Source organism: Kitasatospora hibisci (assembly GCF_043950205.1).
Taxonomy (GTDB): Bacteria; Actinomycetota; Actinomycetes; order Streptomycetales; family Streptomycetaceae; genus Kitasatospora; species Kitasatospora hibisci.
The window spans coordinates 361,842-387,479 of the sequence record NZ_CP171642.1 but is presented as its reverse complement, the minus strand read 5'-3'; the positions used below and the strand labels follow the sequence as shown (position 1 = coordinate 387,479).

General features: G+C 73.6%; 19 protein-coding genes and 2 pseudogenes. 19 read left to right on the top strand and 2 right to left on the bottom strand.

Translation table 11 applies throughout. From position 1 onward, the window contains the following. Positions 1 to 17: 17 nt before the first annotated feature. From ACF9IK_RS01845 to ACF9IK_RS01795, 11 genes are all read left to right on the top strand, one after another. Positions 18 to 1,382, top strand: coding sequence for a hypothetical protein (locus ACF9IK_RS01845; protein ID WP_395292457.1), 1,365 nt, complete (start codon positions 18 to 20; stop codon positions 1,380 to 1,382). A gap of 705 nt (positions 1,383 to 2,087) precedes the next feature. Then, positions 2,088 to 3,800, top strand: a complete 1,713-nt coding sequence (locus ACF9IK_RS01840) for an AMP-binding protein (protein ID WP_395292456.1) — start codon at positions 2,088 to 2,090, stop codon at positions 3,798 to 3,800. 197 nt (positions 3,801 to 3,997) lie between these two features. Continuing rightward, positions 3,998 to 4,240, top strand: coding sequence for a phosphopantetheine-binding protein (locus tag ACF9IK_RS01835; RefSeq protein ID WP_395292455.1), 243 nt, complete (start codon positions 3,998 to 4,000; stop codon positions 4,238 to 4,240). Next, the gene (locus tag ACF9IK_RS01830) at positions 4,237 to 5,679 is read left to right on the top strand and encodes a flavin monoamine oxidase family protein (RefSeq protein ID WP_395292454.1); all 1,443 of its coding nucleotides are present in this window, start codon (positions 4,237 to 4,239) and stop codon (positions 5,677 to 5,679) included. The genes ACF9IK_RS01835 and ACF9IK_RS01830 overlap by 4 nt, the downstream gene beginning before the upstream one ends. A gap of 286 nt (positions 5,680 to 5,965) precedes the next feature. Beyond that, positions 5,966 to 7,693, top strand: coding sequence for a class I adenylate-forming enzyme family protein (locus tag ACF9IK_RS01825; protein ID WP_395292453.1), 1,728 nt, complete (start codon positions 5,966 to 5,968; stop codon positions 7,691 to 7,693). 40 nt (positions 7,694 to 7,733) lie between these two features. Further along, entirely contained in the window at positions 7,734 to 9,434 is a 1,701-nt protein-coding gene (locus ACF9IK_RS01820) for a lysine 2,3-aminomutase (RefSeq protein WP_428846363.1), read from the top strand. Beyond that, the gene (locus ACF9IK_RS01815; protein WP_395292452.1) at positions 9,431 to 10,462 is read left to right on the top strand and encodes an ATP-grasp domain-containing protein; all 1,032 of its coding nucleotides are present in this window, start codon (positions 9,431 to 9,433) and stop codon (positions 10,460 to 10,462) included. Before ACF9IK_RS01820 ends, ACF9IK_RS01815 begins: the two co-directional genes overlap by 4 nt. Continuing rightward, positions 10,459 to 11,727 (top strand): AMP-binding protein, encoded by a 1,269-nt coding sequence (locus ACF9IK_RS01810; protein WP_395292451.1) that lies wholly within the window; start codon positions 10,459 to 10,461, stop codon positions 11,725 to 11,727. Before ACF9IK_RS01815 ends, ACF9IK_RS01810 begins: the two co-directional genes overlap by 4 nt. Beyond that, complete coding sequence (locus ACF9IK_RS01805) at positions 11,724 to 13,016, top strand: MFS transporter (protein WP_395292450.1); 1,293 nt, start codon at positions 11,724 to 11,726, stop codon at positions 13,014 to 13,016. The genes ACF9IK_RS01810 and ACF9IK_RS01805 overlap by 4 nt, the downstream gene beginning before the upstream one ends. Continuing rightward, positions 13,013 to 13,939 carry an SDR family NAD(P)-dependent oxidoreductase gene (locus tag ACF9IK_RS01800; protein WP_395292449.1) on the top strand — a complete coding sequence of 309 codons (927 nt, stop codon included), beginning with the start codon at positions 13,013 to 13,015 and terminating at the stop codon, positions 13,937 to 13,939. Before ACF9IK_RS01805 ends, ACF9IK_RS01800 begins: the two co-directional genes overlap by 4 nt. Before the next feature lie 94 nt (positions 13,940 to 14,033). Beyond that, positions 14,034 to 15,287: a phenylacetate--CoA ligase family protein gene (locus tag ACF9IK_RS01795; RefSeq protein WP_395292448.1), complete on the top strand. Its 1,254-nt coding sequence runs from the start codon at positions 14,034 to 14,036 to the stop codon at positions 15,285 to 15,287. A gap of 43 nt (positions 15,288 to 15,330) precedes the next feature. Here ACF9IK_RS01795 and paaI read toward each other — a convergent pair whose 3' ends face one another. Together paaI and ACF9IK_RS01785 are read right to left on the bottom strand one after the other, a co-directional pair. Beyond that, entirely contained in the window at positions 15,331 to 15,801 is a 471-nt protein-coding gene (paaI, locus tag ACF9IK_RS01790; RefSeq protein ID WP_395292447.1) for a hydroxyphenylacetyl-CoA thioesterase PaaI, read from the bottom strand. A 182-nt stretch (positions 15,802 to 15,983) separates the two neighbouring features. Next, positions 15,984 to 17,216 (bottom strand): cytochrome P450 family protein, encoded by a 1,233-nt coding sequence (locus ACF9IK_RS01785; RefSeq protein WP_395292446.1) that lies wholly within the window; start codon positions 17,214 to 17,216, stop codon positions 15,984 to 15,986. 123 nt (positions 17,217 to 17,339) lie between these two features. Here ACF9IK_RS01785 and ACF9IK_RS01780 point away from each other — a divergent pair, with 123 nt between their 5' ends. The 8 genes and pseudogenes from ACF9IK_RS01780 to ACF9IK_RS01745 all read left to right on the top strand — a co-directional run bounded on the left by ACF9IK_RS01780 (position 17,340) and on the right by ACF9IK_RS01745 (position 25,579). Next, entirely contained in the window at positions 17,340 to 17,936 is a 597-nt protein-coding gene (locus ACF9IK_RS01780) for an HD domain-containing protein (RefSeq protein ID WP_395292445.1), read from the top strand. 245 nt (positions 17,937 to 18,181) lie between these two features. After that, complete coding sequence (locus ACF9IK_RS01775) at positions 18,182 to 18,571, top strand: VOC family protein (RefSeq protein WP_395292444.1); 390 nt, start codon at positions 18,182 to 18,184, stop codon at positions 18,569 to 18,571. Between the two features lie 153 nt (positions 18,572 to 18,724). Continuing rightward, on the top strand, positions 18,725 to 20,173 hold the full coding sequence (locus ACF9IK_RS01770) for an IS1380 family transposase (protein WP_395292443.1): 1,449 nt from the start codon (positions 18,725 to 18,727) through the stop codon (positions 20,171 to 20,173). A 141-nt stretch (positions 20,174 to 20,314) separates the two neighbouring features. After that, positions 20,315 to 20,521, top strand: a pseudogene (locus ACF9IK_RS01765) (hypothetical protein); the annotation flags it as partial. 376 nt (positions 20,522 to 20,897) lie between these two features. After that, positions 20,898 to 22,028, top strand: a complete 1,131-nt coding sequence (locus tag ACF9IK_RS01760) for an acyl-CoA desaturase (protein ID WP_395292442.1) — start codon at positions 20,898 to 20,900, stop codon at positions 22,026 to 22,028. A gap of 89 nt (positions 22,029 to 22,117) precedes the next feature. Then, a complete protein-coding gene (locus ACF9IK_RS01755; RefSeq protein WP_395298440.1) occupies positions 22,118 to 23,281 on the top strand; it encodes a glycosyltransferase family 4 protein in 1,164 nt (387 codons plus the stop codon). Positions 23,282 to 23,334: 53 nt separating this feature from the next. Further along, on the top strand, positions 23,335 to 24,204 hold the full coding sequence (locus ACF9IK_RS01750; RefSeq protein ID WP_395292441.1) for an alpha/beta fold hydrolase: 870 nt from the start codon (positions 23,335 to 23,337) through the stop codon (positions 24,202 to 24,204). 122 nt (positions 24,205 to 24,326) lie between these two features. Continuing rightward, a pseudogene (locus ACF9IK_RS01745) lies at positions 24,327 to 25,579 on the top strand (IS1380 family transposase). Positions 25,580 to 25,638 lie beyond the last annotated feature (59 nt).

The following is a 25,638-nucleotide window of genomic DNA, read 5'->3' as shown; positions in this document are numbered from 1 at the left end:
AAGGGGAGGGCTCCCGCATGCGTGGGAAACGTGAGCAAGGGATCCGGACGTACGGGGACCGAGGTCGCCGGATCCGGGCCGGAGCAGCAGCGCTGCTGGCCGTCGTCATGGCGTTCTGCGGACTCCAGCAGAGCGCCCGGGCAGTGCCGGTCCGCGGCTACACGGGCTGGTCGATCCTCATGTGCAAGGTCTCGGACGACGCGTCCGAACCGCACCCGGCCGGCTGGCTGAGGAACTTCTTCACCGACTCCGGTGCCGGCACCGGGGGCATGTACGACTACTTCACCAGCATTTCCGCCGGCGCCGTGCAGATCCGCAACTCCAACGCCGCCGGCTGGTACACGATGCCGTACACCCTGGCCCAGGAGCAGGGCAGGGACCGGTGGACCCGCTTCCAGGACTGCGTCAACGCCGCAAAGGCCGGTGGGTACGCCGTCCCCGCCGGGCACCGTACGATCGTCGTCACCAACGTCGGGATCGACTGGTGGGGCGCCGCCGGCGCGATCTACCTGGACGGCACCGGGCTCGGTTCCGTCTCCGTGGCCCACGAGATGCTGCACGGCTACGGCCTCGGCCACTCCTTCTCCAACGACACCGGCTACCGCAACGCCCCGTGGTCCGCGCCGGGCGAGTACGACGACCCGTGGGACGAGATGAGCGCCGCCAACGTCTACGGATCGGGTACCGGTGGCACCTACGGAAACGCCCGGCCCGTCGGCCTGGTCGGCTACCAGCTCGACAGGCTCGGCTGGGTGGACCACGGCCGGGTGGCGGTCGCCCCGGCCGGCTGGAGCAGCCACACCCTCACCTCGTTCCAGAGCGACGACGGCTTCCACCCGAAGCTCCTGCGGGTGCCGATCGGCTCCGACCCGTTCCACTACTACACCGTGGAGTTCACCCGGAAGCTCGGCTACTCCGCGGGCATCCCGAACGACGTGGTGCTGATCCACGAGATCGTCAACGGCGCGCCGTACCTGCAGCGCACCCTGGACGGCGGCGCCCGCCTCCCCGTCACCTCGCTGAACGCCAACGGCGACTCGATCTCGACCTCGATCAGCGGGGGCGCCGCGACCGTGACCGTGTACTCGGCCACCTCGGTTGCGATCTACGGTCCCAACACCTGCGTCTCCGGGTACGTCTGGCGCGACGGCGACTACCGCGACTACACCTGTGCGACCCCGGCGACCCGCAGCCAGACCGCCGCCGACAACGCCGCCCGCTACAGCCGGTGGGTGTCCGGGCCGTACGGGCCCCACACCTGCATCTCCGGTTACGTCTGGCGGGAGGCCTGGCCCGGTGACGACGTCTGCGTGACGCCCGCCGTCCGCTCCCAGGCGTCGGCGGACAACGCGGCCGCGCCCTCCCGCGTCCTGCGTCCCTGATCCGCGACAGGGTCCGCGGCAGGATCCGCGGCAGAGGCCACCGCAGAGGCCGCGGCAGAGGCCGCGGCAGGATCCGCGGCGGCTGTTCACGGTAGAGCCCCACGGTCGACCGGCCCCGGCCCCGGCGCCGGCCCCGGCCCCGGCAACGCGCTCACGCGGTGCCGGGGCCGGTCGCTGTTCGCGTGTCGACGGGCGGCGGCCGGTCGGTGGCGTGGCGGGGTGGGGACGTGTCGAGTACTCAGGTGCCGCAATCACCCGGCCGGCCGTTCGCCGGGTGGCCCGCCGGGTGCGGGACGGGCACGAAAAGCCCGTCGGTGATTCCGGTGGGCAGGCCCCGGGAGTGGCGCGCCCGGCTGCGCCCCGGCCTGGGAATCAGGTGCCGTTCCGGTACGCAGCTGTTTTCCTGGACGATGCGGAGGTGGTGAATTCCCTCCTATTCCCGGAAATGCCGGTGCCGGGTGAACCGTGTACACACCACGGTCGGAGGAATTCGGGGCGGCGTGCACCGGCCGTCTCCGGGTCGTCACTCTTCGTGGTCAATCCTGTCGCAGCAGCCCGTCCTGACGGACTCTCTATCGTTCACATGTCAACCACACATTCTTGAAGCAACATCCTCAACAGCCATTGTGGCTACGCATGTTCGAAGGTAGAGTCCCGGCTCGCCGAGCACCGACAAGGGCTCGCACGGCATTCTTTGGGGCGGGCATGACAAAGAACCGCAACATCCATGAGGCCGGTTCCGACCTGATTGACGCGTTCACGGAAACCGTGCGCCGATATCCGGAACGGGCGGCGATCGTCCACCACGGGCGCGCCCTGAGCTATCGCCAACTCGACACGTTGGCACGTATGACGGCCGGCCGGCTCGGTGACGACCCGGGGGTCGTCGCCGTTCCGGCGGTGCACCTGCCGGAGACGGTGGTCGGGCTGTTCGGCGTGCTGGCGGCCGGAGGCGTGTACTGCCCGGTCGATCCGGCCTTTCCGCCGCAGCGCCGGCAGGCGATGCTGGCTGCGGTGGGGTGCCGGACCGGGCTGGCCGCCGCCGGCGGGACGGGCGGCGGGCCGAGGACGGACGACGGGCCCCCGGCGGCCGACCGGCTCCTCCCGGACGACCTCGACCTGGTCGAACTGCCGCGATTAGCCGCTGCGGAGGCGCCGCCGCCCTCGGGGCCCGACGCGACGGTGCTGCGGTCAGCGGCGCCGCCCGCAGCGGCGCCGCGCGCGGCCGATCCGGAGCAGCCGGCCTACCTCTTCTTCACGTCGGGTTCGACCGGGCAGCCGAAACCCGTCGTGACGCCGCGCCGGGCGATCTCCGCGGCCGTCGCCTCGCTGCGCGACGTGTTCGGCCTGACGCCGGACGACCGGGTGCTGCAGTTCGCCTCGCTGAACTGGGACACCTGCTTCGAGGAGATCCTGCCGACCCTCACCGCGGGCGCCGCCCTCGTCCTCGATGCCGAGGCGCACTCCGGCTCGCTCCCGCGGTTCCTGCGGATGGTGGAGCGCGAGCGGATCACCGTCCTGGATCTGCCGACCGCGTTCTGGCACGAGCTGGTGCTGCACCTCGCCGAGGAGCGGCTCACCCTCGCCGCGTCCGTCCGGCTGCTGGTGATCGGCGGCGAGGCGGCCAACCCGGCCAGGCTCGCCGACTGGGCGGCGCTGGACACCGGCCGGATCCGGCTGCTCAACACCTACGGCTCCACCGAGACCACGCTGATCACCCATACGGTCGATCTGCACGGGCCGCAGGCGCCCGTGCGGGAGCGGCCGTGGGCAGCCGGCGACCGGGCGCCGATCGGGCGGGCGCTGCCGCACGTCCTCGAACGGCTCGGCGAACAGGGCGAGTTGATGATCGGCGGGCCCGCGGTGGCGCTCGGGTACCACGGGCTGCCGGAGGCCACCGCGGCGCGGTTCACCGCCCCCGAGGGCGGGGCCGAACGTGCGGGCGACGCCGGGCACGGAGCCGATGCCGGCGCCGCCGGGGTCCGCTGGTTCCGCACCGGTGACCGGGTGAGCCGCGCGCCGGACGGCGTCCTCACCCACCGGGGGCGGCTGGACGGCGAGGTCAAGATCCGCGGCATCCGGGTCGACCCGGCCGAGGTCGAGGCGGAGATCGCCGGCCACCCAGCCGTCGCGGCGGTCGCCGTGGCCGGGGCGACGGTGGCCGGCCGCTCGGCGCTGGTCGCCTACGTGGTGCCGCGCCCGGGCGCCGCTGCCGGCACGCTGGACGCCGACCTCCGGGCCCACCTGGGCGGCCGGGTGCCCGGCCACCTCGTGCCCAGCCGGATCACCGTCGTGCCGGCGCTGGTGCTCACCGCGAGCGGCAAGGTCGACCGCGCCGGCTCGCACCGCCGCTACGCGGCGAACGGATCGGGCGCCGGGCGGACCTCCGGCCCCGTCCCGGCCCCGTCCCACCCTTAGGGCGTGATCCGAGCGACACGCCCTGGGCGGGCGAGCCCAGCCGACGGCCACGAGCCGCCGGGAGAGCCGCGGGACGGACGCGTCCCGGACGGCCGGGCCGCACGTCCGTCACCAGGCCCGCCCTGCTCGGGGCCTGCCCGTCCAGACCCGCCACCGGGTGCCCCACAGGTGCACCCGTAGGTCAAAGGAGAGCATTGATGAGCAGCGTTGACACCACAACCGCCGATGTCGCGGGCGTGGCGGAGATCTTCCGCCGCGTCCTGGAGAGCAGTGACGTCGAGGCGGACTCGGACTTCTTCCTCCTCGGCGGCGACTCCCTGATCGCCACCCGCGTGCTGAGCGCCGTCGCCCGCGTCTACGGCGTCGAGCTGACCTTCGACGACTTCGCGCTCGCGCCCACCCCGACCGGTCTCGCCCGGCTGATCGCGACCGCCGGATGAGCGCCGGGAACAGCGGTACCGTCGCCTCGGCCGTCGTCATCGGGGGCGGGGCGGCCGGGCTGACCGCCGCCACCGCTCTCGCGGCCCGCGGGGTGGAGGTGACCGTGCTGGAGGCGCGCGAGCGGGTCGGCGGGCGGACGCACGGGATCGAGGTCGCCCCCGGCGAGTGGGTCGACGCCGGAGCCGCCTACCTCGGCGACCGGCATATCGAACTCATCTCGCTGCTCAAGGAGTTGGACCTCTCCACCACGCCGACCACGATGGCCGGCGCGAGTCGCTTCGCCCTCGCCCGCACGCATGCGGGTGCGGACGCGGGTCCGGACGCCGGGCCCGACGCCCACCCGGGCGCCCACCGGGCCGGGCACGGCGACGGGAGCGTCACCCGGGACGGCCGCTTCCCCCCGCTCAACGCCGTGGCGCTCGGCGACCTCTTCGACCGGCTCGCCGAACTCACCGCCACCGTGCAGCCGGAGGCGCCGTGGCTCGCCCCGGAGGCCGCCCGGCTGGACACCCTGACCGCCGCCGAGTGGGCCGAGCGGGAGCTCTCCCATCCGGACGCCCGGCTCTTCTTCCCGCTCTTCCTGGGCGAGATGATGGCCGCCGACCCGGCCGACGTCTCGGTCCTGCACATGGCCTTCTACCTGTGCTCGGGCGGCGGGCTGCGCTATCTCAACGCCTTCGAGGGCGGCGCCCAGCAGGACCGCGTGGCCGGCGGAGCGCACCTGCTCTGCGAGCGGCTGGCCGCCCGGCTGACGGCCTCGCCGCACGGGCGGCTCCGGCTCGGTGAACCGGCCCTGGCGGTCCACCAGGACGCGGACGGGGTCACCGTCGGCACGGCGCGCGGCGAGTACCGCGGGGACGTCGCGGTGGTGGCGTTGCCGCCGCTGCTCGCCGACGCCCTCGACCAGCACCCCGCACCGCAGGTGCCCCGCGCGGGGGAGCGGACCGGACGCGGCTGCGCGGTCAAGCTCCACCTGGTCTACCCGGCACCGCTCTGGCGCGAGCACGGGCTCTCCGGGTGGTCGGTCAACGTCGAGGGGCCGCTGCTCTCCACGGTCGACGACTCGCCGTCCGGCGAGGGCGCCGGCGTGCTCACCGGGTTCGTCACCGGGGCCGAGGCGCACCGGTTCGCGGCCCTGGATACGGCGCAACAGCGCGCCGCCGCGGTCGCACAGGCCGCCAGCCTGTTCCCGATGCTCCCCGCACCGATCGGCTTCCACGTCACCGACTGGGTCAACGAGCCGTACAGCAAGGGCTGTTACGCCGCGCTGTTCGGGCCCGGCGACTGGCTGCGGCTCGGCCCGGCGCTGACCGCGCCGCACGGCCGGGTGCACTGGGCGGGAACCGAGACCAGTACCGAGTTCTTCGGGCTGTTGGAGGGCGCGGTCCGCTCCGGCCACCGCGTCGTCGCGGAGATCCTCGACCGCCCGGCCGGCTGAGGCCCCGGGGGCCGACCGCCTCCGGCCCGAACTCCCCCGCACGGCCGGCCCACCCGCAGCACCACGTGCGGGACCACCGCACCGAGACCACCGTGCGCGCATCACCGCGCGTGCACCGCTGGAGGGCCGGGCGCCGGATCGCCCGCCCCAGCCGAGTCCGCCCGTTGAGTCCTCCCACCGAGCCCGCCCACCGAGCCCGCCCACCGAGCCCGCCCGTCGAGCCCGTCCGGCCGTCCGCTCCACCGGAGCCGGCAGCGGGCCACCTCTTCACGATTGCGAGACCCCGATGAGCGACCAGCCTTCCCACCAGAGCCCCGTCGCGCCCCTCGCCGCCCGCGAGCGGCTGATGACGGAGCCCGACCTCGGCGCCGGAAACTTCCTCGACCACGCCATCGCCGTGAACCCCAACCGCGCGGTCCCGTTCGCGTACAGCCACCACACCGACCACCGCGGCGCCGTCGTGCTGCGCGGTCACAGCCTGCTCGACCTCGCCGCCCTGCGCGACCGGTACGCCGCCTGGTACCACGCCAACGGCGTGCGCCCGGGCGAGCCCGTGGCCGTGGTGATCGCCGAGGGTCTGGAGCCGTTGCTGCACTTCCTCGCGCTGACCGCGCTGGGTGCCGTCCCGGCGCTGGTCAACGACGCCATGCGGCACGACGTGATGGTGCGCTACCTCGACCACGTGGGCGTGGTCGGCGTGGTCGCGGACGACACCACCCGCCTGGCCGCCGCCTACCGCCAGGATCCGCAGCGCCGGCCGCGGTTCCTCGCGCTCGCCGCCGAGGTGCAGGCCTTCGACGTGGACGCCTCCGGCGGGTTGCCCGAGGCCTACCCGTACCGGCACGCGGCGGACGACGTGGTCGCACTGATCCACTCCTCCGGCACCACCGGCACACCCAAGTCGACGATGCTGGCGCACCGGCAGTTCTGGGACGGCAAGCAGCCGCGGATGGTGCGCTTCCCGGCCGAGTCGTACGACCGGCTGATGTCGCTGATGCCGCACACCCACGCGGGCGGCCTGAGCTACTTCCTCACCGCGACCCTGCTCGGACTGCCGACCGTGGTGATGGCCGACTGGCGGCGCTCGGTCGTCGAGCCGGTGATGGAAGCTTTCCAGCCGACCATGGTGGCGTCCTTCCCGCGCACCTTCGTCGAACTCGCCACCGGGGAGCTGCCGGTGCAGGGAGCGGCCAAGGTGCACTCGTGGTTCAACACCGGTGACAGTGCGCACTACGGGCACATCCGTCGGCTGGTCCAGCTGGGGGAGCGGCCGGCCGGGCTGATCCGGCCGTGGCTGCTGCCGCGCGAGAAGGCCGAGCAACCCGCCCTCCCCGGATCGCAGTTCGTCGACGGGCTGGGCTCCTCGGAGATGGGCATGGCCCTGTTCGGCCAGGTGACCACGCCGGAGAGCGCGCGGGACGACCGCTGTGTCGGCAAGCCGCTGGAGGTGGTCCGCCGGGCCGCCGTGCTCGACCAGGACGGCGCGGAGGTCCCGGACGGCACGGTCGGGCTGCTCGCGGTGGACACGCCCTCGCGCACGCCGGGCTACTGGAACAACGCCCGGCTCACCAGCAGCTTCGAGCTGGCCGGCTACTGGCTGACCGGGGACGTCGCCCGGCGCGACGCCGAGGGCCGGTTCTACCACCTGGACCGCACGGTGGACGTCATCGACACCGCGGCCGGCCCGGTCTACAGCCTGCCGATCGAGGAGGTGCTGCTCGCGGACTGCGCCGACCTGGTGCGGGACTGCGCGGTGGTCGGCGTCCCCGGTACCGCTGGGGAGGCTCAACGGCCCATCGCGGTGGTCCAGTTGCAGGAGGCGGCGGAGGCCTCGGACGTGCGGGCCGAGGACGTCCTGGAAGCGGCCAACAAGGCGCTGGCCGGTGCCGGACTGGCCGCGCTGGCCGCCGTCCGGATCGCCCGCACGGCGGAGGAGTTCCCGCTCGGGCCCACCGGAAAGGTGCTCAAGCGCGAACTGTGCACCCGCTTCGCGACCATCCTCGTCGCCCAGTAGCGCTCGGATGGACCGCCCCGTACCTATGCGCCCCGTACCTATGCGCCCCGAACCTATGCGCCCGGAGTCCCCGCGCCCGGAGTCCCCGCGCCCGGAGTCCCCGCGCCCGGAGTCCCCGCGCCCGGAGTCCAAGCGCACCGATCCCGCCCGTCCCGAACTCCCCGGCGCCGAGACGTCGATGGGCGGAACCCGGCCGCGGCAGCCGTACCAGTACGTCCGGACCGCACTGGTGGAGCCGGACTGGCGCCGGCTCCCGGGCTGGCGCGACGTGACCGAGGCCCAGTGGCGCGACGCCCAGTGGCAGCGCGCGCACTGCGTCAAGAACGCCCGGCAGCTGCGGGCCGCCGTCGGTGACCTGCTGACCGACGACTTCTACGATCAACTGGCCGCCGATCAGGCTGAGTTCGCGACCATGTCGATGCTGCTGCCGCCGCAGATGCTGAACACCATGGCCGTCGACGCCCCGGCCGAGCCACAGGCCTTCACCGCGGCCTTCCTGGCCGATCCGGTCCGCCGCTACATGCTGCCGGTACGCGCCGACCGGCACCCGCGGTGGCCCAGCCACCCCAAGGCCGAGCGCGACTCGCTGCACGAGGCGCAGATGTGGGTGGTGGAGGGGCTGACCCACCGATACCCGACCAAGGTGCTGGCGGAGCTGGTCTCCACCTGCCCGCAGTACTGCGGCCACTGCACCCGGATGGACCTGGTCGGCACATCCACGCCGCAGGTCGCCAAGGCCAAGCTGGTGCTGCGGCCGGTCCACCGGCAGGAGCTGATGCTCGACTACCTCAAGCGCACACCGACCGTGCGCGACGTGGTCGTATCCGGCGGCGACCTCGCCAATGTGCCCTGGCCGCAACTGGAGTCGTTCCTGCTGCGGCTGCTGGAACTGGAGACCGTCCGGGACATCCGGCTGGCCAGCAAGTCGGTGGTCGGCCTGCCGCAGCACTGGCTGCAGCCGGATGTCCTCGACGGCGTCAACCGGGTGGCCGAGGTGGCCGCCCGGCGGGCCGTCAACCTCGCGGTGCACACCCACGCCAACCACGTCAGGTCGGTGACCCCGCTGGTCGCCGAGGCGGCCCGGGCGCTGCTGGACGCGGGGGTGCGGGACGTCCGCAACCAGGGGGTGCTGATGCGCGGCGTCAACGCGACCCCCGAGGACCTGCTCGACCTCTGCTTCGCCCTCCAGGGGGAGGCGAACATCCTGCCCTACTACTTCTACCTCTGCGACATGATCCCGAACGCCGAGCACTGGCGCACCAGCGTGCACGAGGCACAGCGGCTCCAGGAGGCGATCATGGGCTACCTGCCCGGCTACGCCACCCCGCGGCTGGTCTGCGACGTGCCGAACCTCGGCAAGCGCTGGGTGCACCAGGCGGTCGGGTACGACCGCGAGCGCGGGATCTCGTACTGGACCAAGAACTACCGCACCGAGCCCGAGGTCCGTGCCGCCGGTGGGACGCCGCTGGAGCGCCGCCACCCGTACCACGACCCGGTGGACACCCTCCCGGAGGCGGGTCGCCGCTGGTGGGCCGAACAGGCCGAACAGGCCGGACAGGCCGGGCAGGCCGAACAGGCCGAGGGGGCCGGAGGGCCCGGACAGGTCGAACGGCCGTGGCGGGCCGGCCGGCCGGGGCGACCCACGCTCCAGACCGCTCCCCCGGCGCCCCCGGCGACGTCGGCCGTCCGCGCCCCACGGCCCGCCCCGACCCCGCAGACCACCCCGGAAGGAGCACGGTGAACCCCGCCAGTCCCGCCCACGACCCCGGCCCGCTGCGCCGGATGTGCTGGATCTTCCCCGACCGCGAGTCCACCCGGATGACCGCCACCTGGCACCACTTCTTCTGGGACCTCTACGCGGAGACCGCAGAGGAGTTGGGCCTCACCTGGTGCCGGCACGCACCCGACGCGGTCACCGTGGACGCCACCGACCCGGCCCGGCCGGTGGTCTACGTGGACGAGGAGCCGGTGACCCCGCAGGACACCCTCTTCATCACCGCGCTCTACTCGCTGCCCTACCAGGCGATGGACATCTTCAACCAGTACGCGCTCTACACGGTGCTCGACCAGGCCGGCTTCTACCTCCCGTTCCCGCCGCACATCTCCCTCATCGGCAACGACAAGCTCGCCACCGTGCTGCACCTGGCCGACTCCCCGGTGCCGCCGATCCCGACGGTGCGGATCGGCACCGGACGCGACATCAGCAAGCACCAGTACGAGGTCGCGCTCGGGAGCCTCACCTACCCGGCCATCGTCAAGCCCTCGGGCTGGTGCGGAGGCGGCGGGATCAACCTGGCCCGCGGACCGGAGGACATCCGCGGCCTGGCCAGCCTCGCCCAGGGCGGCGACACCACGCTCGTCGCCCAGCCCTACCTCGGCGACGGCACCGTCGACTACCGGGTCTACGTGGTCGACGGCCGCCCCTACGCCGTGATGAGGCGGATCCCCGAACCCGGTTCGCCGGTCGCCAACGCCAGCCGCGGCGGGGCGATGGAGTTCCCGCCGGTACCGCCCGAACTGGCCGAGGCCACCGGCTACTTCGCCGAGAAGCTGGGCATCCCGTTCTTCTGCGTCGACTTCCTCCACGACGGCGAGCGGTACTGGTTCTCGGAGCTGGAGCCGGACGGGGTGATCGCCCCCGACTGGTCCGATCCCGACCGGACCCTCCAGCGGGACATCACCCGCGCCCGGTTCACCGCCTACCGCGACGGCCATGCCAAGTGGCTCGCCGACCAGACCGCCACCACCCCACGGACGGACCCGCGATGACCGACGCGTTCTCCCTCCCGCCCGAGGCCGCCGAGCCGCGCCTGTCCGTCGCCGCCCGTGCGCTGGGCCTGCTGCGGACGGTGCCCGCGCTCGCCCCGCGCTACGCTGACCGGCCGGCCGCCCTCACCACCCTCGACGAGCTGGCCGCCCTCCCGCCGCTGGTCAAGGACGACCTCAACGTCGCCCTGGACCATCTGGAGCCGCGCGCCGGAACCGGCGCCACCTGGCTGTTCCAGAGCGGCGGCTCCACCGGCGCCCCCAAGGTCGGCTACGCGCCGACCGGCTTCTACATGGCCGGGGTGCACGCCCACTGGCAGCCGCTCGACCGCGAGGACACCTTCGTCAACGCCTGGGGCGCCGGCCGGATGTGGGGCGCGCACTTCCTCGCCGCCGCGCTCGCCGACCTGGCCGGCTGCCGGGTGATGGCGCTCGGCTCGGTCACCCGGGAGGAGTACGGCGACTGGCTGGGCTTCCTCGCCGACCAGCGGGCCACCGCGATCGGCGGAACGCCCAGTGTGCTGCGGCTCTGGTTCGCGCACGCCCGCGCCACCGGCCTGAAGCTGCCGGCCCTGCGCAAGGTGATCTGGCTCGGCGAGGCCTGGCAGCCGCAGCTCGCCGAGGACGTCGCGGCCGTCGCGCCGCAGGCCCGCCGCTGGGGCATGTTCGGCTCCACCGAGACATGGGTGGTCGGCACCAACACCCCCGACTGCCCGGCGGACACCTTCCACCCGCTGCCCGAACAGCTGGTCCATGTCGGCCCGGACGGGCTGCTGGACTTCACCACCCTCAACCCCGAGATGCTCAACCCCGTCCTGCGCTACCGGACCGGCGACGCGGGTGAGCTGACCACCTGTCCGTGCGGACGGCCGGGCCGGGCGATGCGCGTCCTGGGCCGGCGCGACAGCGTCGTCCAGGTGCGCGGCCTCGGTCTGCACGTGGACGAGCTGGTCGCCCGGGCCGAGCGCGAGCCCGGCGTCGCCCGGGCCCAGGTCGTGATCACCGAGCACGGCGGCCGGGCCACCGGCGTCGACGTCCTGCTGCTCACTCACCGCAGCGCCGGACCGGACGCCGCCGTCGGTGCCGCCGCCGTCGACACCGCCCGGCTGCGCACCGAACTCCTCTCCGCCACCTTCACCCTCAGCACCGCCTTCCAGCACGACCCGGAGAACTTCCGGGTCCGCGCGGTCGAGGAGCTGGTCAGCAACGACCGCACCGGCAAGACCGCCGGCTTCGTGGTCCGCCCGGCCGACCAGGAGGAGGCGTGAAGGCCCGGCGGCCCGCCGACCTGGGGCGCGGCTTCAACCTGTTCTGGGCCGGGCAGACGGTCAGCGTGGTCGGCGACCGGGTCACCGTCTTCGTCGTTCCCACCCTGATGATCTTCGTCCTGCACGCCTCCGCGCTCCAGGTCGGCATCGTGGCGATGGCCCAGTACCTCGGCATCCCCCTGCTCGGACCGGTGGCCGGCGTCCTCGTCGACCGCTGGAACAAGCGCCGGACCATGCTCGCCTGCGACCTGATCCGGCTCGCCGCCGTCGCCGTGATCCCGATCGCCCACTGGCTGGACGTCCTCTCCACCCCGCTGCTGTTCTGCTGCGTCGCCGTGATCAGCGGGGCGACCATCTTCTTCAACATCGGCTACCTGATCGCCGTGCCCGCCGTGGTGGAGGAGGACCAGATGGTCCGCGCCTACTCCCGGCTGGAGGGCAGCGGCTCGGTCGCGGAGGTCGCCGGCCCCTCCATCGCCGCCGCCCTCTACAGCGCGCTCGGCGTGGCCGCGCTGCTGGTGGACGCCGCCAGCTACCTCGTCTCCGCCGCCTGCTTCCGGTACATGAGCCCGTGGGGCGAGCGCGCGGTCGTCGAGGGCACCGTCTGGGACCGGCTGACCGCGGGCTTCCGGATGAACTGGGCCGATCCGGTGCTGCGCCGCGTGGTGGTGGCGGCCGTCACCCTCAACTGCGGCGGGCCGGTCTTCGTGACCGTGCTGCCCGTCCTCGCCTACCGCGGCCTCGACGTATCGGTCGGCGTCTTCGGCGCGGCGATGTCCGTCGGCGCGGTCGGCGCGCTGGTCGGTGCCGTGGTCGCCCCGCGGATCAGCGCACGTTTCGGCCTGGGCCGCACGCTCGCCTGGGCCCTGCTGCTGCACTGTCTGGTCGGCCTCGGCGTGCTGGCCGCGCCCATGCTGCCGGCCGGGCCCGTCATCGCCGTGACGATGGGCTGCTACGGCTTCTTCATGTCCTGCATCAACGTCTGCAGTGCGCCCACCCGGCAGTCCCGGATGTCCGCCGAACACCAGGGCGTGATGCACGCGGCCTTCCGCACCGTCACCTGGGGCGTGATCCCGCTCGCGGCCCTGGCCGGCGGGCTCGCCGTCTCGGCCCTCACCGGGCCCCTGGGCGTCCTGGACGCCGCCCGCTGGACCATGGTCGTCGGCACCCTGCTGGCCGCCTGCTCCTTCCTGCCCGCGCTCGGCATCCAGCCCCGCCTCGACGCCGCCGAGCGGGAAGGGAAGCGGCCCGCCGCCCCGGAGCCCGAGCTGACGGAGACAGCACAGTGAGGGCCGACGGGGAGCCCGCCGTGCGGGCCAACGGGGACGGCGCCGACGGGGACGGCGCCGCGCGGGGCCGGGTGGTCCTGATCACCGGCACCTCCTCCGGCATCGGCCTGGCCACCGCCGTCGCGGCCGCCCGCTCCGGCTTCACCACCGTCGCCACCCTGCGCGACCCGGCCCGTGCCGGGGCGCTGACCGCGGCCGCGGCCCGGGCCGGCGCCAGCCTCGACATCCGCCCGCTCGACGTCACCGACCCCGCCTCCGTGGCCGCGTGCGTCGACGGCGTCGCCGAGACCCACGGACGCCTCGACGCGGTGGTCAACAACGCCGGCATCTCGAACTTCGACCCGACCCTGGAGATGTCCACGATGGACGCCCTGCGGGCCAACCTGGAGGTGAACTTCTTCGGCGTGATCGCCGTCAGCCGCGCCGCCCTGCCCCTGCTGCGCGCCTCCGGCGGCCGGCTGGTGACCATCGGCAGCGTCCACGGCATCGTCGGCCAGCCCTTCAACGAGGCCTACTGCGCGGCCAAGTTCGCCGTCGAGGGCTTCATGGAGAGCCTAGCCCCGGTCGCCGCGGCGCACGGCGTGCGGGTTTCCGTCGTCGTCCCCGGCTTCGTGCCGGACACGGGGTTCGGCGTCTTCCCGGACATCAACCGCAGGACCATCGCGGCCGCCTCCGGCCCCTACGCGCCCACCTTCGCCGACTACCTGGCCTGGGTCGGGGGCCAGGGCTGGGAGGCGGCCGGGCAGCCGGCCCGCGAGGTCGCCGAGGTGGTGGTCCGCACCCTGCGCGCCGAACGGCCCGCCTTCCGCGTGCCCACCAACGACTGGGCCGCCGAGTACCTGGAACAGAAGCTCGCCGACCCGGACGGCACCGCCGTCCAGACCCTCGCCCGTACCTGGATCGGCCGCCCCGACGCCAGCTGACCCCCGCCGGATCGACACCCGTATCGGCCGACCCCGCCCGGGGTCGTCCCGAGGCGGGTCGTCCGATTCCGGCCGCCCCACCGAGGAGAACCACGTGCCCGCCAAACCGCTGCCCGAGCTGGTCGACTTCGCCCGGCGCAACTCACCCTTCTACGCCGAGCTCTACCGGGACCTGCCCGCCCGCGTCGAGCACCTCCACCAGCTCCCCGTCATCGAGCAGACCGCCTTCTGGGCCGCCAACTCCTGGCCGGACAACCGCCTGCTCACCGGCCCGCTGACGGACGCCGGCGTCTACAAGACCGGGGGAACGACCGGCGTGCCCAAGTTCTCCCCCTGGACCCGCACCGAACACGCCGACTCGGTCACCGCCTTCGGGGCCGGTCTCGTCCAGGCCGGCCTGCGCCCCGGTCACCGGGTGGCCAACCTCTTCTGCGCCGGCGAGCTGTACGGCGGCTTCCTCTACATCGAGAACGCCCTGCACCACGCGCCCGTCGACAACGTCCGGCTGCCGGTCGCCGCCGCCCCCGACGCCTACGTGGCCGCCCTGATCGAGGACTTCGGCGTCGACGTGCTCGCCGGCGAGCCGATGAAGCTCAGCTCCGTCGCCGAGCACCTGGTCAAGCACGGCAAGGCCGCCGAACGCGTCGAACTGCTGCTCTTCGGCGGGGACCTGCTCTTCGCCGACCTGCGCCCGATCCTGGCCCGGGCCTTCCCCAGGGCGGCCGTCGCCTCGATCGGCTACGCCTCGGTCGACGCCGGCCTGGTCGGCGCCCCGGTGCCCGGCGGCGACGTCCGGGTGCACGAGGCGTTCGCCGACCGCACCGTGGTGGAGCTGGTCGACGACGTCACCGGCGAGCCGATCACCGCCCCCGGCACGGCCGGCCGGGTGGTCGTCACGAACCTGTTCCGCACCCTGATGCCGATCCTGCGCTACCCGACCGGCGACCGCGCCGAGTGGGTCGACGGCGAGTGCCGGCGGTTCCGGCTGGTCGGCCGGTCGGTCGAGGGCGCCCGGGTCGGCACCGTGGCCATGCCGACCGAGGAGATCCGCGACGTCCTGGTCGCCCACGACCCGGACCAGGCCGTCTCCGGTATGCAACTGGTGCAGCGCCGCTGGGACGGGAAGGACGGCCTGATCCTCCGGCTCGGCTGCACCGAGGAGCCCCCGCCGGGGCTGGGGGAGCGGCTGGTCGAGGCGGTGTACCGGGCCCGCCCGCTCTACCCGGAGGAGGTCGCCGCCGGCGCGATCCACCACCTCACCGTCGAGTGGGTACCGCGTTCCGGGCTCACCACCAACCCGCGTACCGGCAAGCTCCAGCAGGTCGTGGACGAGCGCCCGCCGGTCTGATCGGCGGCCCGGCGGACGGCCGGGGGCGGGGGCGGGACGCCGGTCAGCCGGTGTGCGGCTTCCCCGCGAGCATCACGCTCTGCCCGCGGAACTCCGCGACCACCCCGGCCGCGGAGTTCCGCACCGTCACGTCGTAGATCCCGTTCCGCCCGGACCGGACCCGCTCCACCGCCTCCGCGGTCAGCTCGTCCCCGACCGCCGCCGGCGCCAGGAAGGTGACCTGAGCCGCCTGCGCCACCGTCACCGGGCCGTAGCCGTTGCAGGCGTAGGAGAACGCCGCGTCGGCGAGCAGGAAGAGGAAGCCGCCGTGCGCGATGCCGTGGCCGTTCACCATGGCCGGGCCCACCGTCATGCGCATCCGCGCCCGCCCGGGGGACACCGCGTCGAGCGCGATGCCCAGGCTCCGGCAGGTCTCGTCGCGCCCGTACAGTGCGGCCATCCGGGCGTTCAGCCCGGCGGCCCCCGTGGAGTCCATGGTCTCCGCGGCGTCGCGGTCCGTGCTGTCCGCGCCCATGACTTCCTGCTTCCCCCGGGAACAGCCCGAAACGGTCGGTGTGCCGTGTGTGTGCCGCGTGCCACGTGCGCTGAACGTGGTGTGTGTGCGTCGCGCGCCGTGCGGCACACGCATTACACCGATCACCGTGACGGGCTGTCAACGGTTCCGCGGGTGAACGCCGGTCGTCCGGCCTGCCCGGTCTACGGGCGGTGCGCCGCCCGGTCAGGGCCGAGGACGACCGGAAGCTCCTGGTGGCCGTTGGAGATCAGCGACTCCAGCGACCGCAGCCGGGTGCCGGGCGCGAAGGCGGCCTCGGGGAAGCGCTCGAAGAACAGCCGCAGCGCGACCTCGGCCTCCATTCTGGCCAGCGGTGCGCCGAGACAGAAGTGGACCCCGCTGCCGAAGGCGAGGTGGTCCTTGACGGCGCGCAGGGCGTCGAAGACGTGGGCGTCCTTGCCGTGCACGGCGGGGTGGCGGCCGGCGGCGGCGTACGAGGCGAGGATCGCGTCGCCCCGGGGGATGGTCAGGCCGTCGGGCAGCTCGACGTCCGCGACGGCGTACCGGAGCGGCAGGTACGCCACCGGGGCGCTGTGCCGCAGGCTCTCCTCGACGACGTCGCCCCACGAGGCCCGCCCGGCACGGACGTGGTCGAGCTGACCGGGGTCGCCGAGCAGCGCCGTGAGGGCGCTGTCGATAAGGTTGACGGTGGTCTCGTAGCCCGCGGATATGACGAGCAGGAGCGTGTCGAGCAGCTCCTGCTCGGTCAGGGCGGTCCCGTCGCCCTCGCTGTCGCGGGCGGTGATCAGCAGCGAGGTCATGTCGTCGCCGGGCGCCGCACGCTTGGTGGCGATCAGCTCGGCGAGCATCGCGTACAGCGCCTCGGTGTTGGCGTGGGCCTGCTCGGCGGTGAGGGTGGTGTCGAAGACGTTGTCGACGTTGCTGCGGAACCGGTGCTGCAGGTGCTCGGGCAACCCCATCAGGTGGCCGATCACCCGGATGGGCAGCGGGTAGGCGAGGCATTCGCGCAGATCGGCGGCCGCACCGGCGGGCGTGGCGGCGAGCTCGTCCAACAGGGCGGCGGTCATTTGCTCGATCCGCGGGCGCAGCGCCTGCATCCGCCGGGCGGCGAACGCGCCGCTCACCAGCCGGCGCAGCCGGCGGTGGTCCGGGCCGTACGCGGTGAACATGCTCCGCACCGCCACCCACAGCGCCAGTGGCCAGGTGCCGACCACCTCGGGCAGCTGCGGCCAGTGCTGATGGGCGTCCTTGGAGACACGAGGGTCCTTGAGCAGCAACAGCAGGACGGCCGGATCGGCGACCGCCCACGCCTGGACACCCAGGATGTCGACGCGGGTGGCGGAGCCGGTGTGCAGGACGGCGCTCTCGGCGTCACGGTCACGGCCGGCAGGATCGAGGACGAGCGGCGGATTCACGCGGGCTCCCTTCGGGTGCGGTCAGCAGCTCGTAGCGTTCTACGAACCCCGGCCCCGCGAAAGACCGCCTGCGCAACCCTCCTCCCGTCCGCTCCGCGAACACCGGGTGGCTACCCTGACGCGGTGACAACCGTGAACGTACTGTCGATCGGCCTGGACGACGCGCACGAGCCACCGCTTCGGCCGCTGCCCCCGGCGGTGGCCGAACTGCTGCAACGGCTGGATGCTCCGCCTCGCCTCGTCGCCCACCTGCGAGCCGTTCACGACGTCGCACGGCAACTCGTCGACTGGTTGGAGCCGCAGTACCCGGAGTTGCCCTTCGACCGGGACGCGGTGCTCTACGGCGCGGCAACCCACGACATCGGCAAGATCCTCCACGCCGCCGAACTCTGCGGCCCCGGCGCGGAGCACGAGGAGGCCGGGCGGGATCTGCTCGTCGAGCACGGGGTGAGCGCCGAACTCGCCCGCTTCGCAGCCACCCACGCCTCCTGGAACGCCCCGGGCATCGGGATCGAGGACCTGATCGTGAGCCTGGCCGACAAGGTCTGGAAGAACAAGCGTGTCTCCGACCTCGAAGACCGCGTCGTGGCCGAGCTCTCCCGAGCCGGCGGGCGGCCCGCGTGGGAGGAGTACATGCACCTCGACGAATTCCTCACACGTATCGGCGACGGCGCCGACGAGCGACTGGCCCATCAGATGTCCCACCCCGTGCGGTACTGAAGGCCGGCGCGCCTGGCGGGTGGTCGTCGGTTCGCCGAAGCGCCCGCCCAACAGCTCCCTGCACCGACCCGGCGGGAGGGCCGGCAGGCCGCGTCGGCCCGCTGCGCCGATCGAGTGGAGTCCCCTCCGGATGCTCCTCCCCGCGGCCGTGCGCCGCGGCCCGGCGCATAGCCTGAGCGCGATCCCCGAAATCCCGGGCACATCGCCACCCGATGGCGCAGGTCCGACGCACCGGAGAGCCCCCCATGAAGATCCACCTCACCAGCGTCTTCGTCGACGACCAGGAGAAGGCGCTGCGCTTCTACACCGAGCTGATGGGCTTCGTGAAGAAGCACGACGTCCCGCTGGGCGGCACGGACCGGTGGCTCACCGTGGTCTCACCGGAGGAACCGGACGGGACCGAGCTGCTGCTGGAACCGTCCGGCCACCCCGCCGTCCAGCCGTTCAGGGCGGCGCTGGTCCGGGACGGCATCCCGGCCGCCTCCTTCACTGTGGACGACGTACCGGCGGAGTGCAACCGGCTGCGGGCGCTCGGGGTGCGCTTCGCCCAGGAGCCGCGGGAGACGGGCCCGGTCACCACGGCGGTCCTGGACGACACCTGCGGCAACCTGATCCAGATCCTGCACAGCAGGTAGCAAGCCGCCGGGCCCGGGGACGGACGGCTCAGACCCGAATCCGCAGGTAGTGGAAGCGGTTGGTAGCTGATACGACGACAGGTGCACTGCCGGTTTGAGAAGATCAAGGTTCCTACGCCGTGACCAGCTCAAACGTGAAAGTGCACCTGTCGAGTGAAGACGATATCGCGCCGCCGTACCACCTCCCGCACCCCCGGCCGTCGCTGGAGCCGGTTGCGGGCGCGGGTGGGTGTGCCGGACGGGTCGCTGACGGAGAACGGCGGCTTGGTGCTGGTGGCCGAGCTGGACCGGGCGTTGGGTGTCACCGCCGCGCTGGACGCGGGGATCGGGCCGGTCAAAGCACGTGATCGGGGACTTTCGGGCGGGGAGTTCGCGCTGGCCATGGCTGTGGTGCAGCTGACCGGCGAGGACCATCTGGTCGGCTTCGACCGGCTGCGGGCCGATCGGGTCGGTGAGGCTCTGCTGCCCGCGCCCGTTCCGCCGTCCACGACGGCCGCCACGCTGGCCACCCGGTTCGACCAGGCCCGGCGCGAGGGCATCGAGGCGGGGTGTGCGCAGGTCACCGCGAGCGCGTTGTCCGCGCTGCCGGTCGGCGAGCGGGCCCGGGTGCTAGCCGGGCGGGTGACGATCGACATGGACGCCAAGGACGTCGAGGTCTACTCGGTGCGCAAGGAGCAGGTCGTACGCTCCTACAAGGGCGAGATCGCCGGGCGGGTACACGCCGCGCACTGGGCCCAGACCGGCACCGTGCTGGCCGCCGACCTGCTCGACGGCCGCTCCGACGGACGCACCCACGCACCGGGCCAGGTCGACCGGGCGGTGGACGCGGTGCGCGCGGCCGGCGCGACGGGCCCGGTCCTGTTCCAGGGCGACTCGGGCTACTACGCGGGCAGGGTCGCCGAGAAGATCGCCGTCCGCGGATGCCTGTTCCGACTCGGCGTCCCGCGCAGCCAGCCACTGTGGCGGGCGGTGGCCCGCGTGCACGAGGACGACTGGACCGACGCTCTGGACTACCCGGGCGCGCAGGTCGCACTGCTGGACTACGTGCCCACCGGATGGCCCGACGGCACCCGGGTGATCGCGCGCCGGGTGCGTTACGACGCCGCCGTACTGTCCGCCGACCCGCGCTCGCGCCGCTCGCGCACCGTCGGCAAGGACCAGCTCGCCCTCGTGTTGGACGGCATCGCCGACACCGCGTATGCCTACTCGTTCATCGCCACCAACGAGAACCTGGACCTGGACGAGGAGATCGCGGTGGCGGAGTGGGAGTTTCGCCGCCGCACCCGGATCGAGGAGTTGTTCCGCGACACTGCCCACGGCGCCGGCCTGAACCATCTGCCGTCCGGCTCCCACGCGGTCAACAGCATGTGGATGTGGGGCGCGCTGCTGGCCTACAACCTCACCGCGTGGCTGCAGATGCTCAGCCCGCTGGACACGGCCCGGCGCCGCATCGCGACCGTGCGTCGCCTGTTGATCCGCCGGGCCGCCCGCTGCACGATCACCGCCCGTCGCCACGAACTCCACTTCACCGCCACGGCAGGTGAGTTGATCGCCAACACGCTCGCCCGGATCCGCGCTCACCGGCACCTCCCAGCCGTCTGACCGGCCCGCCCGACCGGGCCCGAACCACCCGCACCAGCCCTGGAAAGCCGCCCACCCGACGCGCCAGCCGGGACATCGTCCTGCCCGCACGCGCCGGACCCGCGCCGACGGCCAGCACAGAGATCAACTGGCTGGCCGCCGATCACTACCTGCGGATTCGGGTCAGAGCCCACCCCGCCGCGGCCCCTCGACGTCACCGCTGTGCTTCCTCGACTGGCTCCGCTGGCACGCACGGCGACCCGACCGCACCCCCGCCCCGGGGTTCCGTCACCACATGACACTTCGGTCGGCGGGCCACTGTTGCGGCCCGCCGACGAGCCGTGGCTGTACTGCGACGTCCCGCACCTCGACGGGGGCTTCTTACTGGACGTGGTGCGGGCCCGCGGCAAGCGACCGCGGTCCGGATCGGCAGCGGCTACCGACAGCAGGTCTGCATCTGCCCGGTGTCGCCGGAGCACCCCCGCACCGAACTGATGCAGTAGTAGCCGGACGGCAGCCGCCACTCCTTGTCCGTGGGCGCGGACGACCGACCACATGATCGACTGTCGGACACACATCGGAGCGATGGAGGCCGCTTCCCGTCCGATCGAGCCGCTTTCGGGCGCGACACGGGCCGGGACGGGACAAAGACGGGGTGTATACGGAACGCTGGGGCCCGCCCGGCCCGGGGCCGCGCCGCGCGGCGGCCACGACCGACCGGAGCGCTCCCAGACCGGATGGTGACATGACCGTTCAGGACACCCCGACCGCCGGAACCACCCGGCACGACGACTTCGCCGAGCTGTACCGGCGCGTCTCGGACGCCGGCCTGCTGCGAAGGCGCCCGCTCTACTACACCTGCCGGAGCGCGGCGCTGTTCGCGGCCCTGGCACTGCTCCTGGCCCGCTTCGTCACGCTCGGCGCCAGCTGGTGGCAGCTCTGCCTCGCGCCCCTGCTCGCCCTCGTGCTCGGCCAGCTGGCGCTCCTCGGCCACGACATCGCCCACCGGGCGGTGTTCGCCGACCGCCGGACCACCGACCTGGCCGGCATCCTGCTGGGCAACCTCGTGGTCGGGATGAGCTACGGCTGGTGGGTCGCCGACCACAACCGCCACCACGCGCACCCCAACCGCGAGGGCCACGACCCGGCGGCCGACGCCGTCCTCTTCGCCAGGACCGTCGAACAGGCCCGGCGGACACGGGGGTTGAGACGCCTGGTGGCCCGCTACCAGGCGGAGCTGTTCTTCCCGCTGCTCTCGCTGCAGGCGCTCGGCCTCGTCGCCGCCACCTGCCTGACCCTCACTCGCGGCACCGTCCGGCACCCGGTCCTGGAGCGCACCCTCGCCGCGCTGCACTACGCCCTGGCGGCGGCCCTGCTGACGGCGGCGCTCTCACCGCTCCAGGCGCTGGCCTTCGCGGCGCTCTGCGGGGCGGTGCTCGGCGTGTACCTCGGGTGCATCTTCGCCCCGAACCACAAGGGCATGCCGATGACCGACCCGGACGCGGAGCGCGCCGACTACCTCCGCCGCCAGGTGCTGCCCTCCCGGAACCTGAAGGCCGGCCGGTTCGTCCACTTCCTCTTCGGCGGCCTCGGCTACCAGATCGAGCACCACCTCTTCCCGGCCATGCCGGTGGCGGCGCTGCGCCCCGCGTCGCGCATCGTGCGCGCCTACTGCGCGGAGGTCGGCGTGCCGTACTGCGAGGCGGGCCTGGCCGCTTCGTTCCGGGCGATCCGGGGGGACCTGCGCGAGGTCGGACGATCCGTCGGCGTGGGGCCGGGCCGCCCGGCTCGCCCGGCAGCGGGGGCGGCGTCAGAGGCCGCACCCGAGATCGTTCCGGTACCGGAGCCCCTGCCGGAACCGGGGGTCGCGCGGTGAGCGGCGTCCCGCACGGGCTCGCCGTTCCGTCCGCGCCGGCGACGCCCCTCGCGCCCGGGCCGGCCGCCGACGGCGACCGGCTCCGGGTCGTGATCGTCACCGAGTCCTTCGCCCCGCAGCTGAACGGCGTCGCCCACAGCGTGCTCAGGACGGCCGAGCACCTCGTGGCCCGCGGGCACACCCCGGTCGTGGTGGCACCGGCGGCGCAGACCGCACGACGGGGCCCGAACGGCGGCAGCGAGAGGGGGCGGGGCCGCGATGCGGCGTACGGCTACGAGGTGGTCCGCGTCCCGTCGGTGCCGCTGCCCGGCTACCCCGAGGTGCGGATCGCGCTCCCGGGGCGGCAGGTGGCCGACGCCATCGAGCGGCACCGCCCGCACGTGGTCCACCTGGCCGGCCCGTTCGTCCTCGGGGCGAGCGCAGCCGCGGCGGCCGGCCGGGCGGGGGTCCCCTCGGTGGCGGTCTACCAGACCGACCTGGCCGCCTACGCCGCGACCTACCTGCCGGTGGCGGGCGCGGCAGGTGCCCGGCTGGCGTGGCGGCGGCTGCGGCAGATCCACACCGCGGCCGCGCGGACGCTGGCCCCGTCCCGGGCGTCGCTGGGCGCCCTGGTGGCACACGGCGTCCCCAGGGTCCACCTGTGGCCGCGCGGCGTCGACTGCGCACGGTTCCACCCCCGCCATCGCGACGAGGCCGTCCGCCGCCGACTCGGCCGCCCCGCCGAGGTCCTGGTCGGGTACGTCGGACGCCTGGCGCCGGAGAAGCAGGTCGAGCAGCTGGCGGAGGTGTCCCGGATCCCGGGCGTGCGGCTGGTGGTGGTCGGAGACGGACCCTGCCGGGCCCGGCTGGAGGCCGCGCTGCCGGACGCGGTCTTCCTCGGCCGCCGGTCGGGGCACGAACTCACCCAGCTCTACGCCTCGTTCGACGTGTTCGCACACGCGGGGCCGTTCGAGACCTTCGGCCAGACGATCCAGGAGGCGATGGCCAGCGGCCTGCCCGTCGTCGCCCCGGCCGCGGGCGGACCACTCGACCTCGTCGACCCCGGGCGCACCGGCCTCCTCGTTCCGCCCGGTGCCGGCGCGGGGTTCCGGGAGGCGGTGGAACGGCTCGCCCGGGACGAGGAGCTGCGGGCGACCCTCGGACGGGCAGGCCGTGCCGCGGTGGTGGAACGCAGCTGGGAGGCGGTGGGCGACCGGCTGATCGGGCACTACCGGATCGTCGTCGCGGAGACGGCCGGCATCCTGCGGCGCTGAGCAACCGACGGCAGACGACGACCAACCGAACCCGCCTCGGAGGACGGACCACCATGCAGGAACCCCTCGCCGCCGAGTACGTGCCCAGTACCATTCCGGCCGCCAACACCGCCGTGTTCCTGCACGGGCTGGGCGGGTGGACCCACAACTGGGCGGCGCTGATCGACCGCCTGCGCGCCACCGTGCACTGCCTCGCCCTCGACCTCCCGGGCTTCGGACGGTCGGCGCCCCCGCCCGACGGCGTCGTCAGCGTCGAGCGCCAAGCCGCGGCCGTGGCGAGCCACCTCGACGGGACGGGGCACCGTCGCGTGCACCTGGTCGGCAACTCTCTCGGCGGCCTGGTGGCTCTCCATCTCGCTTGCTGCCGACCCGAGTTGGTCGCCACGTTGACGCTCGTCTCCCCGGTCCTCCCGGCCGTCCCGCCGGCCCGGGCCCTACGGGTGTCCCTGCTCGGCCTGCCGGGCGCCCCGCGTCTGTACAGCCGGTTGCTGTCCGCCCAGAGCTCCGACCGGCAGCTGGACGAGCTCTACCGCCTGATCTACGCGGACCCCGGCCTCGTCGGCCCGGAGCAGCGCGCGATCGAGGCACGAGAACGCGCACGCCGCGCCGAACTCCCCTACGCCCAGGGGATGCTGGCCGAAGGGGTGCGCGCCGTGGTCCGCTCCCACCTGCGCCGGGGCCCGTCCTCGGCCTGGCACCAGGCGCGGCAGGTCCACGCACCCACCCTGCTCGTCTACGGCCGGGACGACCGCCTCGTCCCCTTCCGCACGGCGGCCCGCGGCTACGCCGCTTTCCGTGACGCCCGCCTGCTCACCCTGCCGGGCGTCGGCCACGTCGCTATGCAGGAACGCCCCACCGCCGTGGCCGACGCCCTCCGCGCCCTGATCGCCGAATCCCGCCGCCCGTCGCCGCCCATGTATTAACCTCGCGCTTTCATGAGGTGGGCTGTCCGGCAGGTGATCGGCAAAGCAGAACGTGCCTCTGACCTGCGAGAATGAGGATTGTCTAGGCCCTTGTTCCCACGCCCGTCGGAGGCACTTCCCAGGTGAGTAAGCGTATCGGGTCCTACCCACGTGTGCGGGTATCGGGTGGCGGCCGCGGGGTCGTCTCGCAGGCCGGCGGGGTCCTGCTGGTCGAGACGGCCCGAAGGACAGGGCTGGCCGACGCGCTGTCGGCGGCGCTCGCGCCATGGCGCAAGCCCAGGGCGGTGCACGACCCCGGCAAGATCCTGCTGGATCTCGCGCTGACGGTGGCGCTGGGCGGGGACTGCCTGGCGGACGTGGCGATGCTGCGGTCGGAGCCCGGCATGTTCGGGCCGGTGGCCTCGGACCCGACGGTCTCCCGGCTGGTCGACACCCTCGCCGCAGCCGTACCACGGGCACTGGCAGCCGTCCGGCGGGCACGGGCCGACGGAAGAAGACCTTCGGCCACCACCCGCTGTTCGCGTTCGTCGACCACGGTCAGGAGGGCTCCGGTGAGCCGGTCGCGGGCCTGCTGCGGCCGGGCAACGCGGGCAGCAACACCGCTGCCGACCACATCGCCGCCGACCATGTGGCCCTGGCCCAGCTGCCGAAGAAGTACCGGCGCGGACGGCGCATCCTGATCCGTACCGACTCCGGCGGCGGCACCCACGAGTTCCTCAACTGGCTGACCGCACGCGGCCGGTGGCTGTCCTACTCGGCAGGGATGACCATCACGGAGGCGATCCACCAGGCGGTGCTGCCGGTGCCCGCCTCGGCCTGGACTGCGGCCGCCGAACCGGACGGCGCCATCCGCGACGGTGCCTGGGTCGCCGAACTCGCCGGCGATGTCCTCACCGGCTGGCCGAAGGGGATGCGGCTGATCGTCCGCAAAGAACGGCCCCACCCCGGAGCCCAGTTGCGCTTCACCGACGCCGACGGCATGCGGCTGACCTGCTTCGCCACCAACACCGCCGGCGCGCCGATCGCGGCCCTGGAGCTGTGGCACCGCCGGCGGGCCCGCGCCGAGGACCTCATCCGCGCCGCCCGCGACACCGGCCTGCGCAACCTGCCCCTGCACGACGCCGCCCAGAACCAGGTCTGGCTGGAGATCGTCCAGCTCGCCCTCGACCTACTGGCCTGGATGCCGATGCTCGCCCTGGACGGGCCCGCCCGCCGCTGGGAGCCCAAACGCCTGCGACTGCGACTGTTCTCCGCCGCCGCCCACCTGGTGACCACCGGCCGCCGCCGCTGGCTCCGCCTGGCCCGCCACTGGCCCCGGACCCAGACGATCACGACTGCGTTCGAGCGCCTCCAAGCCCTCCCGAACCCCGGCTGACCAGCAACAACGCTCTGTCTCGACGAACCATCCTCCGGCCGGAGCAGTGGAACCCGGCG

What these genes read in the sequence shown, in the direction of transcription:
- ACF9IK_RS01845 (WP_395292457.1), top strand. Translation starts at nt 18, where the DNA reads ATGCGTGGGAAACGTGAGCAAGGGATCCGGACGTACGGGGACCGAGGT.
- ACF9IK_RS01835 (WP_395292455.1), top strand. Translation starts at nt 3,998, where the DNA reads ATGAGCAGCGTTGACACCACAACCGCCGATGTCGCGGGCGTGGCGGAG.
- ACF9IK_RS01830 (WP_395292454.1), top strand. Translation starts at nt 4,237, where the DNA reads ATGAGCGCCGGGAACAGCGGTACCGTCGCCTCGGCCGTCGTCATCGGG.
- ACF9IK_RS01840 (WP_395292456.1), top strand. Translation starts at nt 2,088, where the DNA reads ATGACAAAGAACCGCAACATCCATGAGGCCGGTTCCGACCTGATTGAC.
- ACF9IK_RS01810 (WP_395292451.1), top strand. Translation starts at nt 10,459, where the DNA reads ATGACCGACGCGTTCTCCCTCCCGCCCGAGGCCGCCGAGCCGCGCCTG.
- paaI (WP_395292447.1), bottom strand. Translation starts at nt 15,801, where the DNA reads ATGGGCGCGGACAGCACGGACCGCGACGCCGCGGAGACCATGGACTCC.
- ACF9IK_RS01750 (WP_395292441.1), top strand. Translation starts at nt 23,335, where the DNA reads ATGCAGGAACCCCTCGCCGCCGAGTACGTGCCCAGTACCATTCCGGCC.
- ACF9IK_RS01775 (WP_395292444.1), top strand. Translation starts at nt 18,182, where the DNA reads ATGAAGATCCACCTCACCAGCGTCTTCGTCGACGACCAGGAGAAGGCG.
- ACF9IK_RS01760 (WP_395292442.1), top strand. Translation starts at nt 20,898, where the DNA reads ATGACCGTTCAGGACACCCCGACCGCCGGAACCACCCGGCACGACGAC.
- ACF9IK_RS01820 (WP_428846363.1), top strand. Translation starts at nt 7,734, where the DNA reads ATGCGCCCCGAACCTATGCGCCCGGAGTCCCCGCGCCCGGAGTCCCCG.
- ACF9IK_RS01825 (WP_395292453.1), top strand. Translation starts at nt 5,966, where the DNA reads ATGAGCGACCAGCCTTCCCACCAGAGCCCCGTCGCGCCCCTCGCCGCC.